At 42.7% G+C, this 12908-nt stretch carries 12 protein-coding genes; 1 reads left to right on the forward strand and 11 read right to left on the reverse strand.

Annotated features, from left to right (window positions below; genetic code table 11):
• Positions 1-280: 280 nt before the first annotated feature.
• The 11 genes from HMPREF0106_RS20465 to HMPREF0106_RS20415 all read right to left on the reverse strand — a co-directional run bounded on the left by HMPREF0106_RS20465 (position 281) and on the right by HMPREF0106_RS20415 (position 10935).
• The gene (locus HMPREF0106_RS20465) at positions 281-1720 is read right to left on the reverse strand and encodes an NADH-quinone oxidoreductase subunit N (RefSeq protein ID WP_004312106.1); all 1440 of its coding nucleotides are present in this window, start codon (positions 1718-1720) and stop codon (positions 281-283) included.
• 37 nt (positions 1721-1757) lie between these two features.
• On the reverse strand, positions 1758-3242 hold the full coding sequence (locus HMPREF0106_RS20460) for a NuoM family protein (protein WP_004312107.1): 1485 nt from the start codon (positions 3240-3242) through the stop codon (positions 1758-1760).
• Positions 3243-3280: 38 nt separating this feature from the next.
• A complete protein-coding gene (gene nuoL, locus HMPREF0106_RS20455) occupies positions 3281-5170 on the reverse strand; it encodes an NADH-quinone oxidoreductase subunit L (RefSeq protein ID WP_009039049.1) in 1890 nt (629 codons plus the stop codon).
• A 191-nt stretch (positions 5171-5361) separates the two neighbouring features.
• The gene (gene nuoK / locus HMPREF0106_RS20450) at positions 5362-5670 is read right to left on the reverse strand and encodes an NADH-quinone oxidoreductase subunit NuoK (protein WP_004312109.1); all 309 of its coding nucleotides are present in this window, start codon (positions 5668-5670) and stop codon (positions 5362-5364) included.
• A 37-nt stretch (positions 5671-5707) separates the two neighbouring features.
• Positions 5708-6220: an NADH-quinone oxidoreductase subunit J gene (locus HMPREF0106_RS20445; RefSeq protein ID WP_004312110.1), complete on the reverse strand. Its 513-nt coding sequence runs from the start codon at positions 6218-6220 to the stop codon at positions 5708-5710.
• Between the two features lie 2 nt (positions 6221-6222).
• Positions 6223-6711: a 4Fe-4S binding protein gene (locus tag HMPREF0106_RS20440; RefSeq protein ID WP_004305338.1), complete on the reverse strand. Its 489-nt coding sequence runs from the start codon at positions 6709-6711 to the stop codon at positions 6223-6225.
• Positions 6712-6723: 12 nt separating this feature from the next.
• The gene (gene nuoH, locus HMPREF0106_RS20435) at positions 6724-7800 is read right to left on the reverse strand and encodes an NADH-quinone oxidoreductase subunit NuoH (protein WP_004312111.1); all 1077 of its coding nucleotides are present in this window, start codon (positions 7798-7800) and stop codon (positions 6724-6726) included.
• Between the two features lie 20 nt (positions 7801-7820).
• Positions 7821-9413 (reverse strand): NADH-quinone oxidoreductase subunit D, encoded by a 1593-nt coding sequence (locus HMPREF0106_RS20430; protein ID WP_004312112.1) that lies wholly within the window; start codon positions 9411-9413, stop codon positions 7821-7823.
• An 82-nt stretch (positions 9414-9495) separates the two neighbouring features.
• The gene (locus HMPREF0106_RS20425; RefSeq protein ID WP_004312113.1) at positions 9496-10098 is read right to left on the reverse strand and encodes an NADH-quinone oxidoreductase subunit B; all 603 of its coding nucleotides are present in this window, start codon (positions 10096-10098) and stop codon (positions 9496-9498) included.
• Positions 10089-10439, reverse strand: coding sequence for an NADH-quinone oxidoreductase subunit A (locus HMPREF0106_RS20420; RefSeq protein ID WP_004312114.1), 351 nt, complete (start codon positions 10437-10439; stop codon positions 10089-10091). Before HMPREF0106_RS20420 ends, HMPREF0106_RS20425 begins: the two co-directional genes overlap by 10 nt.
• Before the next feature lie 118 nt (positions 10440-10557).
• Complete coding sequence (locus HMPREF0106_RS20415; protein ID WP_004312115.1) at positions 10558-10935, reverse strand: hypothetical protein; 378 nt, start codon at positions 10933-10935, stop codon at positions 10558-10560.
• Between the two features lie 260 nt (positions 10936-11195).
• Here HMPREF0106_RS20415 and HMPREF0106_RS20410 point away from each other — a divergent pair, with 260 nt between their 5' ends.
• Positions 11196-12800, forward strand: coding sequence for a DUF6377 domain-containing protein (locus HMPREF0106_RS20410; protein ID WP_032851024.1), 1605 nt, complete (start codon positions 11196-11198; stop codon positions 12798-12800).
• Positions 12801-12908 lie beyond the last annotated feature (108 nt).

Consider the following 12908-nt stretch of genomic DNA (forward strand, 5'->3'; position numbering starts at 1 on the left):
CAGGTATAAGGGATGCCTGGGATTCAGCTGGTCTGTCAAAGAGCTGAACAAGGAGGGCTGAGGGGTGGTCTTGTTTATCATAATAATCTGCAAGTTTTCAACCATAAAGATACAAAAACTTGCAGATATATCAAAGCAATTTATATATTAATATGTTGATTATTAGGCGTAAAAGCACATTCTAAGGGGCGACTATATAGAAGAAACGGTCTTGGTTTTGATGTCGATTGATACTGACATGAAACCAAGACCGTTTCTTTGGTGAAAAGGTGTAGTCCGTTTAAATTCCGAACGACAGTTTATCGATAGATTGATATACGATACTTGCAATACCCAGTCCGATGATACCCAATGTGCAAAGTGCCAATCCCCATTTTGTGCAGCGGTCGCTGCGGAAAGTAGGAATCGGGTTGTCGGAAGGAGTGATATACATTGCTTTTACAATCAATAGATAGTAATACAACGAAATCACTGTATTTACCAATGCGATGAATACCAGCAAGTGGAAACCTGCATCGAAAGCAGCCATGAAGATAAAAAACTTAGAGAAGAATCCGGCAAACGGAGGGATGCCTGCCAATGAGAACAGAGACAGAGTCATCAAGAGAGCGATTTTGGGATTCGTTTTATAAAGTCCTGCGTAATCTTCGAGCGTGAATTTCTGACTGCGTAATGCCACGATAGTGATAACGGCAAATACTCCGAGGTTGGCGGCAGCGTACACTAATACATAATATACCAATGCCGTCATGCCTTGTGCTGTACCACCAATAACGCCTAACATAATATATCCCGCTTGCGAAATACTGGAGAACGCCATCAAACGTTTCAGGTTTTGCTGACGGACAGCAAATATATTTGCAATAGTGATAGAAGCGATGGTTACCCAATAAAGTACTTCCTGCCAGTCATTAATCATTGGAGCGAATACTTTGATAAGGACGGCCAATAATACAAATGCTGCCGATCCTTTTGATATAACACTCAAATAAGCGGTAACTGTACTCGGAGCGCCTTCGTAAACGTCTGCTGTCCATAAGTGGAATGGAACCAGTGATAACTTGAATGCCATTCCTGTGAAGAAGAATATAAATGCCATGATCTGTAACGGATTTCCGTCGATATGGGCAGGGAGGTCATCGAAATAAAGAGTCCCGGCAGAACCATAGATCATGGACAGACCAAACAACAGCAATGCACTGGAGAAAAGAGCTGTCAGAATGTATTTGGCACCTGCTTCGGCAGAGTTGTGACGGTATTTATCGAAGGCAATCAATGCTGCCATCGGAATAGAAGCTGTTTCAAGACCGATGAAGAACATCAGGAAATGTCCGGCGGAAATCATGAGATACATACCAAACAAGGTAGAGAGTGTAAGCACATAGAATTCTCCTTGTTTGAATGAAGTGTCTTCTCTTTTCATCCACTCGTGCGCCATCAGGAAAACAATCAGTGTACCGACATTCAGGATCGATTTAACAACTGTGTGCATCGGTACATAGTGATACATACCACCGAATGCATCGGTAGCAGTTCCCGGAATCAAGTTGATAGCCGTATGGATAGCCATCAGAATAACGGGCAACATGGTGTTCAGGCGTGCTTTCCCACTATTTTTGTGTGCATCCGGACTCATGAAGAGGTCAGCTAGAAATAGCAGCAGTAAGACAGCTATGAGCGACAGCTCTTCTCGCATATTTAGAAATTGTGAATAATCCATCTTGTTTATTTATGAATTAAGAATTATGATTTATGAGTTAGGGGATTAGTTGTGAGACAACCGGTAATACGCTTTCACCAATCATGTGGCTAACCCAGAAAGGAGCCATACCTAGTCCGGCAACGCAAACGATGAGGCAGATAACGGCTACACGTTCGTCCCAAGTTGCGTCGGTCAGTTCGAGGTGATGTTTGTTGGTGCAGGTTCCGTATAGAATCTTACCTACCAGGCGCAGGATGTAGACTGCGGTAATCACAATCGAAGAGCAGGCGATGATGGTCAGTGTGCGGTGAAATACGTCGTTGTTCTGGAAAGAGCCGACGAAGATGGTCATTTCAGCAATGAAACCGCTTAATCCCGGCAGACCGAGGTTGGCAAGACCGGCAATCACATAACATACACTAAGGAACGGCATAATTTTCATTAAACCGGCAAGTTCGCGAACGTCACGTGTGTGTGTACGTCCATATATCATACCGATCAGAGCAAAGAACAAGGCTGTCATTAATCCGTGTGAAAGCATTTGAAGGATTGCTCCTGTTGCTGCTGTCTGGTTTAGCATCAGAATGGCGAAAAGAACCAGTCCGCAGTGAGATACGGATGAATAAGCATTGATATATTTCAAGTCGGTCTGTACGCAAGCGGAGAAGGCTCCGTAGACTACAGAGATACCTGTCAGTATCAGGAATATCCAGGAAAGTTCGTTGGCTGCTTCCGGCATCAGATACATGGCGATACGGAAACATCCGTAACCTCCCAGTTTCATCAATACTCCGGCATGAAGCATGGATACGGCAGTCGGGGCAGAAGCGTGACCGTCAGGACTCCATGTGTGGAACGGGAAAAGGGCGCCCAATACACCGAAGCCGAGGAAAGTCAGCGGGAACCAGATGCATTGCTGTGCAAAAGGTATGTTGTGCAACTGTGCAATTTCGAGAAGGTTCATGGTGGTTGCTCCCGAGCCGAAATAGATTCCGAGAATACCGATCAATAGGAAAGCGGAACCGCCCATCAACATAAGGGTCAGTTTCATGGCTGCATATTCTTTACGTCCTGATCCCCATACACCAATCAGCAGGTACATCGGTATCAACGCAATTTCATAGAACATGAACATGGTGAACAAATCGACGGATATAAAGAATCCGAATACTCCCATAGACAACAGGGTGAACCAGAGGAAATATTCTTTCGTCAGCGGTTGCAGGCGCCAGGAAGCGAATGTACCGGTGAATACGATGACAGCAGACAATAACAACATGGCTACCGAAATTCCGTCAACACCTACTGAATAAGATATGTGAAGCGGGGCATACCAAAGCGTATCTGCACGGAAAAGCATTTCTGCCGTGTTTCCGGCGCTACGCTCTCCCAGATACAGGAATGTAAGTACGACGGAGGCAATCAGAAGTGCCGATGCGCCAGTAACCATAACCCCCCGGATGGCTTTGATTCCTCGTGCTGCCCAAAGTCCGGCCAGCATCAATAAGGGGATAAGTACGAATATGGATAAGAAATTCATCTTTATGATTTACTATTTAAAGATTTACTATTTACTATTTAGAGAATCAGCAGTAGGATAAGTGCCAATGCACCGCAAAGGAACACATACGCATATTGTTGTACCTGACCGCTCTGCAAACCACGAATCTCGTCGCTTGTTGTGTTGGTGGCCCATGCCAGGAAGTCAAAGAATCCATCCACTACATGACGGTCGAACCATGCGATAGGAGTAGAGATGCAGCGGAAGATAATCTTATGCGTAATAAACTGGTAGATATCATCAATATAGAAGCGATTATAGGCTGCCTTGTGCAGACCTTTGAATCGTTTTGCCAACGAATCAGCAACAGGCTGTTTGGCATTCTTGTACATCCATGTAGCGATTGCAATCGAAATAATCGCAATAACAACGCTCGTAATAGCTACTGACGGATCGAGATGGATAGAATAAGATTCACCATTCGAACTGATGAAGTGTCCGAAAGGAATAAATCCTGCTCCACAAGTTACAACAGCCAGGAACATTAACGGGAAAGTCATAGCCAACGGACTTTCGTGTGGTGTGTGATGTGCATGAAGTTCTTTGTTTTCCTTGCCCCAAAAAATACCGTAGTAAAGGCGGAACATATAGAAAGCTGTCATTGCAGCGATGACTGTCATCACCCATCCCATTACAGGGCTGTATTGGAAACAAGCAGCCAGAATTTCATCTTTCGAGAAGAAGCCCGAGAACGGAGGAATACCGGCAATAGCCAGACAAGCAATCAGGAATGTCCAGTGAGTGATCGGCATATATTTGCGTAAACCTCCCATAGCGGACATTTCATTAGAATGTACGGCATGAATGATGCTACCTGCACCGAGGAAGAGCAATGCCTTAAACATGGCATGTGTGAAAAGGTGGAACATGGAAGCCATGTAGCCCAAACCTCCTTCGTGTGGATTCATGGAAGTACAAACACCCAGAGCTACCATCATAAAGCCAATTTGTGAAATGGTAGAGAAAGCCAGTACACGTTTAATGTCTGATTGTACGCAAGCCACACTTGCCGCGTAGAATGCTGTAAATGCACCTACCCAAGCAACCATGTGCAGCGTATTCGGTGCGTATGTAATGAAAAGTGGGAACATACGTGCCACCAGATATACACCGGCAACTACCATGGTAGCCGCATGAATCAATGCGCTGACCGGAGTAGGACCTTCCATTGCATCCGGCAACCAGATATGCAACGGGAACATGGCACTTTTACCGGCACCACCGACAAACATCAGTCCGAGAGCCAACGGAAGCATAGAAGCTCCACCGCTTATCAAGGATACTGTATCCGGAGTGAATCCGAATGTACCACCGTAATATCCGTAAATCAGGATACCGATCAGGAAGCCCAAGTCAGCAAAGCGAGTAACAATAAACGCTTTCTTGGAAGCAGCGATGGCAGCCGGTTTTGTATAATAAAAACCGATTAGCAGGTAAGAACTTACCCCCACCAGCTCCCAAAAAAGGTACATCTGGAAGATGTTGGTTGCAACGACCAATCCCAGCATAGACATGGTAAATAGGGATAGGAAAGCGTAATAACGTTGAAAACCGACTTCTCCTTTCATGTAACCGAAAGAGTAGATATGTACCATCAGTGACACTGTAGAGATGACGATCAACATCATTACCGATATAGGATCGAGCAAGATGCCCAAGTCGAAGTGTAAAGTCTCTGTAAAAGGAAGCCACGTGAAGTTGTAAGGCATCAGTGTGGCGAATGTTCCGTCTTCCAGTCGTGGAGCGGAGAAATATTGGATAGCTGTAACGTAGGATAGTACTGCTACTGCTCCCAGTATCAGCGTACCGATTGTACCCGCTGTCCGGTGGGACATCCATTTACCTCCGATTCCCAATATGAGAAAGGAGAAGAAAGGAAGAAGGAGTATTAGAATTGTTAGTTCCATACAGTTTTATTTAATTACTTGAGTTATTATTATTAATTCTTGGTCTTATAGCTGATAATCACTATACTCGGACCTTCTGTTTGGTTTCCCGGTGTGAAACTAGTTGTTCCTCGGTGAGAAACACTTTGTTTCTCGGTGTGAAACGAAGTGTTTCAAGGGATGAAACACCTTGTTCCTGGGAATGAAACAAATCACCACTTCAACTCGTCCAGATTGCGCACCTGAATGCTTCGAAGATTACGATAAATGTTAATCATGATGGCGATAGCTATTGCAGTTTCCGCAGCCGAGATGGCGATGGAAAAGAGTGCAAAGAAATAACCCTCCATTCCCCCCGGAAAAAGGAAACGATTGAATACGGCGAAGTTGATGTCCGTAGCATTCAGCATTAACTCTACAGAAATCAGGATAGCCAGTGTATTTCGGCGGGTAAAGAATCCATAGATTCCTGCAAACATCATGATGGTAGAAACTACCAGGTAATATTCCATGTGTATCATATTCGAACTCTATTTTGATAGTTAATACTTAAAATTCCTATCTCTTACGTGCAATCATGATGCCACCGATGATACACGCCAGCAATAATATGCTGACAGCTTCGAAAGGCAATACATAACCGTATTTGTCACTACTTAATAAAGCGTTCCCGATAGCATGAATGCTAATTTCTTGCGGGGCCAAATTAGCTGTCTGCATGAAATCGTGCTTCAGTGTGATAAAAAGGATAATGGCTAAACCGGCAATCATAGTGAAGAGTCCGGCTAAGACTTTACTTCGTTTTGCTTTCTCGGCCCGGTCGCCTTCTCCACTGGTCAACAGGATGGAGAATACATAAAGAACGACGATACCACCGGCATAAACCATAATCTGAACGGAACCCAGAAAGGTGTAACCCAGCAAAAAATAGATGCCGGCCGTGCCGAAGAGCACGAAGAGCAGGTAGGTGGCCGAGCGTACGATACGTTGGGTAGTCACCGTCATGATGGACATAGCAATAATAAATGCTGCCAAAAAGTAGAATACTACTGTTTCAAGTGTTGATCCCATATCTAAACTTCTTTTTTCTTTTCTATTACTTTACTACCGTCGTGGTTCAACTTCAGGACAAGTTTCGTCCGGTCGAAGACTGCATGTTCGAAGTTCTGATCGAACGTGATGGCATCGTGCGGACAAGCATTGACACAGAGCTGGCAGAACATACAGGCACCCAAATCATATTCATAGGTTGCCAGGATTTTCTTCTTCTTTCCATCTTCTGTTTCGACGGTTTCGCTGGTCACTTTGATTGTATCGTTCGGACAGGCCATTTGACACAGTCCGCAAGCTACACAGCGATGTTCATTATTCTCATTGTGGGGCATATTCAGCGTACCACGGAAACGGTCGAACATTTTCAGCTCTTTCCGGTTTTCGGGATATTGCTCGGTCACTTTCTTACGGAAGTATACCTTGATGCTGGTTTTCATACCCGTTGCCAGTGTACTGATGCCATGCACCAGACCACCTAAGTACGTATATTTTTTATCTTTATATTCCATAATTTTCATTTATCAAAAGTGGAAGCCGAAAGCTACGCAGCATGCCATTAGTAATAGATTTACCATAGAAATTGGGACCAGGTATTTCCATTCCAGATTCAAGATCTGGTCGATACGCAAGCGTGGGAAAGTCCATTTGATCCACATCAGAAGGAATACCACAAAGAATGCTTTGGCGAAGAACCAGATAAAGCCCGGAATATAATCCATTACAGCATTAAATCCATCCAAACCAACAATGTGCAGCGGCATCCATCCTCCCAGGAAGATGGTGGCGGCAACACTGGCTACGATAAACAGATTCAAATATTCTGCCAGATAGAAGAAACCGAAGCCCATACCAGAGTATTCAGTATGATATCCGGCAGTCAACTCACTTTCTGCTTCGGGAAGGTCGAACGGGCCACGGTTACATTCTGCATTTCCGGCAATCAGATAGATGATGAAAGCAATGACCGCAGGAATATGTCCCTTGAAGATGAACCAACCATTAGCTTGTCCTTCTACGATTTCAGAAAATTGCATGGTTCCCGTCAGCACTACCATTGTCATGATACTCATACCAACAGAAAGTTCATAACTGATAATCTGTGCACCGCTTCGCATGGCACCGATCAAAGAGAATTTGTTGTTACTACCCCAACCGGCCAGCAAGATACCGACAACTCCAATGCTGGAAGCTGCCAACAGGAAGAACACGCCCACATTAAAGTCCAGAATCGCCGCACCTTTATTAAAAGGAATACAAGCGAAAGTCAGGAATGAAGCGATAATCACCATGAATGGAGCAAGATTGTAAAGGAAATGGTCGGCACCCTTCGGCATGAAGATTTCTTTGGTCAGCATTTTGAGCACGTCGCAGACCACTTGGATAGAACCCCATTTACCAACACGGTTCGGTCCAAGACGACACTGGAAGAAACCGCAGACCTTACGCTCCATGTAGATCAATATGATAGCCAGGATGGCATACAGTGCTACGAGGCACACGCCGACAGCTACACATTCTATAAAGATGGCTAATCCCTCCGGCATAATGGAGAGCAGTAGCTCATGTATCCAGTTTGTTACTATACTAAAGTCGAACATATATTTTTAATAATTAAGTATTATCTGTCAATATCCGGAACGACATAATCTATTGTTCCGCCAATAGCAATTAAGTCGGCAATCTTTGTGCCCCGGCAAATGGTGTCAATTGCAGCAACAAGCGGCAATCCCGTAGCACGGTAGTGCAGACGGTAAGGCGTTTTGTCACCCTGACTTTCCAGGAAGACACCAAATTCACCACGACTTCCTTCTACTGCTGCATAGTAACTGCCTTCCGGAACACGGATGATAGGTTTCATCTTCTCCTGATAAGGTCCCTCGGGAATATTGTCTATTAATTGCTCAATGATGTTCAGACTTTCCATGATCTCATCCATACGCACCAGGTAACGGGCAAAGCAGTCACCTTCCGTATAAACGATTTCTTTGAAATCGACTTTGTCATATACACCGTATGGCATTCGTTTACGTACGTCACACGCCCATCCTGATGCACGGCCTGTACCTCCGGTACAACCGAAAGAGATGGCATCTTCACGGCTTAACACACCGACGCCTTTCATACGGCTCTGTGCGATGATGTTACCCGTGAATATATCGTGATATTCGTGGATAATTCCTCTCATATATGGAATGAACTCTTTTACTCGTTTGACGAAGTTAGGATGAAGATCAGCCTGTACACCGCCAATCGTATTGTAGTTCATAATCAGACGTCCGCCGCAAGTTTCTTCAAAGATATCGAGAATTTTCTCGCGGTCACGGAATCCATAAAAGAATGCTGTCAACGCTCCTAAGTCCATAGCAAGACAAGAGTAGAACAGCAAGTGAGAATCGATACGTTGCAACTCGTCCATTATGGTACGGATGTACTGTACGCGTTCACTGACCTCAATGCCCATGGCTTTTTCAATACACATACACAATGCGTGACGATTTTGATGCGCGCCCAAATAGTCCAGACGGTCTGTCAAAGCTAATGTTTGAGGGTAAGTGAGGCTTTCATTCATTTTCTCGATACCTCGGTGGATATACCCGCAGTTCGCATCAATCTTACGAATAATTTCACCTTCCAGAGAAACACGGAAGCGCATTACACCATGAGTAGCAGGGTGTTGCGGACCGATGTTGACTACATATTCTTCTTCGCCGAACAGTTTCGTCTCTTTGTTCTTGATGGTTCCGTCCGGGTTCAGTTCTATTTCTTGAGTCGTATCAAACGTCTCTTCATTGGTCATGCACAGTGGGTTATCCTTTTCCGGGTCGTTATCTTTACGCATCGGATAACCAATCCAATCGTTGCGCAGGTAGAGCCGGCGCATATCAGGATGACCGACAAAGGTGATGCCATAAAAATCAAAAACTTCACGTTCGTAGAAGTCGGCTATCTTCCAGATGTCGCTGACAGACGGTATTTCCGGTAGCTCGCGGTTGGTTGTCGCTGTTTTTAGTGCTATCCGTTCGCCTGTAATGGTAGATTCCAGATGGTAGACTACGCCTAAGCCGCGGAGTTTTTCCGGAGCGTCTTTCTCATCGGCTACTCCCCAGTCCATACCGGTGAGGCTTTCGAGAAAGTCCATCTGTTTTTCATTTCGCAAGCGCAGCATCTCGTCGTGTAACGCTGCAGGAGCTATAAATTGTATTTCTTGCATAAATCAAATTAAATTAAGAATGAAAAATTAAGAATGAAAAATCTGCCGGGATGTTGCATGCGAATTCTTCATTCATCATTCATCATTCTTCATTTCTTAAATAATCCGGTTTCTTCTCTTTTCTGTTTACTCCACCAAAGAACTTTTCTATTTTCACTTTGCGTTGCAATTGCATCATGCCATAATAGAATGCTTCAGGACGTGGCGGGCATCCGGGAATATATACATCTACCGGAAGAATCTTGTCCACCCCGTTTACTACGTGATAGGACTTCTTGAAAGGACCTCCGCTGACAGCGCATCCGCCTACGGCAACCACATACTTCGGATCGGGCATCTGGTCGTAAAGTCGTTTCAGTACCGGAGCCATTTTATTGGTGATTGTTCCGCATACCATAATCATATCAGCCTGACGCGGGCTGGCACGTGCTACCTCAAACCCAAAGCGGGCCATGTCATAACGCGCGGCACCCAGTGCCATAAATTCGATACCACAACAACTGGTTGCAAAGGTAAGCGGCCACAGTGAATTGCTGCGCCCCCAGTTGATAAAGTCGTCAAGTACTCCGAGGGCAACATTGGCTCCTCCAGCATTAAGTTCTTTGACCAACTTTTCCAATGATTCATTGTCGATAAACTCATCATACGGAATAGATTTTATTTTTGGCTTTTTGGTTATTTCCATTCCAAAGCTCCTTTCCTCCAGGCATAAGCAAGACCTAGAACTAAAATGATAAAGAAGAAGAGAACACTAATAAGTCCCTGTGGTCCCATGTCACGCATAACTACCGCCCACGGAAACAGAAAAGCTGTTTCGACATCGAACATAAGGAATAAGATGGCAAACAAGTAGTAGCCTACACGGAACTGCATCCATGATTTACCACGTGTCGGTATACCACATTCATAAGCCTCAAACTTTTGCAGGTTGTATGAACGGGGAGAGATAGCACGCGAGAGGGCTATTACTACACCGACAAAAGCAAGCGCTGTCAGTAAAACAACAACTAAAAATGTAAAATTCATAATTCAATAGCTGTTTAGATTGAATATTATATAGAAATAAGCAATTAGTCTATTCGCCCTATGGAGAATAAAACCAACTGTAATAAATGACGAGCAAAAGAGTCTACTGTACTGTAGGCTAAATGACAATCTTTCTCAACCCATATATATAATAGGAGATAGGATCGTAATAGTATGTAGGAGAATGGGATGAGACAGGGTAAGGTGGACTTTGATGTTTGTAATGGTCACAGAAATAAGCGATTAACAAAAACATGCTTTTATCTGTCGGAACATGTGCGACGTCTGTATGACTCATATCACAGGTTTGAGTCGTATAAAGATTATAAAGACGTTCCAAAGCATCCTGAATCGGACGATCTTGTGATACATAGCATTTCTCCTGCCGATAAGTCGGGGAGGAAACTTTGCACATATCTTCCATTGCTCCGTTAGTTGCGCAATGGATGAGCAAAGCCAACACTAAAAGTAGTCCGAATTTTAAGCTTTGTTTCATCTTTCTCCTTTAACGGCTGCAAATATAGAACTAATATTTATACTTTTTGCAAAGTCCGTATGGCAAAAAAGCTTTTTTTAACTCCATATCTTTTAGATTCATTTTTTAGTCAGCATGGTTTCACAAATATCATTTAGAATGGGGTAATTTCTCCATCTTCATTTGTTAAAAGATGCAATAAAAAGAATGATTTACGCTCTTTTTTGCGAATTACACAAAGAAAATACATTTTTTTGCAGATTAAGAAAGAATACATGATTATGAAACGCACACTTTGGTTTATATTTTTCCTTCTAAACTCCTTGTTTTACCTCTATGCAGATAGTGAGAATGATTCTTTGTTGAAGGTGTTAGACAAAGTGATTTCTGAACGTTTGATATATACCCAGAAAAAAGAAGCTACCATAAAAGAATTAAAGAAAAAGAAAGTTGGCCTTAATTCGTTGGAGGATATATACAATTTAAATAAAGAGATTATCCATCAATATGAGACTTTTGTCTGTGACTCGGCAGAACAATATATTCATGAGAATATTGATATAGCAAAAACGATTGGTAATAAAGAATATCTTTTGGAAGAGCAGCTCCGGTTGGCTTTTGTCTATTCTTTATCCGGTTTGTTTATTCAAGCAAATGATATTTTTAAGTCGATAAAATGTGCGGATTTACCCGATCATTTGAAAGCTTTGTATTGCTGGAATCGTATACGTTATTATGAAAATCTCATTAAATACACGGACGATGTACGGTTTTCAAACGAGTATATATCGGAAAAAGAGGCTTATCGGGATACTGTGATGAGCATCTTATTTGACCAGTCGGATGAATATAGAAAAGAAAAAGCTGTGAAGCTTCAAGATAAGGGAAGTACCAAAGAGGCTCTTCTGATTTTGACAGAGATATATGATAAACAAGAGCCGGCATCTCATGGCTATGCTATGATGGCTATGGGACTTGCCAGGGCTTATCGGTTGATTGGGAATTATGCATTGGAAGAAAAGTTTCTAATGCTGGCTGCTATGACAGATACAAAACTGGCTGTCAAAGAGAATGAGGCATTATTGACATTGGCAGTTAATTTATATCATAAAGGAGATATAGACAGGGCTTATAATTATATTAAAGTAGCGTTGGATGATGCCATCTTTTATAATTCTCGTTTTAAGAATACAGTAATTGCCCGCATCCATCCGATTATTGAAAATACATACTTGATCCGGTTGGAAAAACAAAAGCAGAACCTCCGTTTCTATATATTTCTGACTAGCTTGTTTGTGGTAGCTCTTGCTATCACCCTGTATTTTACATATAAACAAACAAAAATTGTATCCCGGGCTAAACGGCATCTTAAAGCAATGAATGAGGAACTGGTCGGGCTGAATAAGAATCTCGACGAAGCTAATCTGATCAAGGAAAAATATGTGGGGTATTTTATGAATCAATGTGCCGTTTATATTAATAAACTCGATGAGTACAGGAAGAATGTGAACAGGAAAATCAAGACCGGACAGATTGATGATTTATATAAGTCATCCTCCCGACCTTTTGAAAAGGAACTTGAAGAACTTTATCATAACTTTGATAAAGCGTTCCTTAAATTGTATCCTAACTTTGTGGAAAAGTTCAATTCTTTGTTGAAACCGGAGGAGCGTTATAAACTGGAAAAGGACCAACTGAATACAGAATTACGCATATTTGCATTGATACGATTAGGAATTACCGATGTTGGACAGATTGCTGTATTTTTGCATTATTCTGTGCAGACAATCTATAATTATAAGAGTAAAGTGAAGAGAATGTCCACTCTTGATAGTAATATCTTTGAGGAGGAGGTAAAAAAGCTTGGTTCTTTGTCTCAAAAATGATTCTATCCGGTTTACCAAAACTAAAAAATGATCTTATTATAAACTGTTGATTATTAAATGTATATATAATAATTGATCTATAAAACGTTTACTTTCCTGCCTACTTCC

It is taken from the genome of Bacteroides sp. D22 (assembly GCF_000163675.1).
Lineage (GTDB): Bacteria > Bacteroidota > Bacteroidia > Bacteroidales > Bacteroidaceae > Bacteroides > Bacteroides xylanisolvens.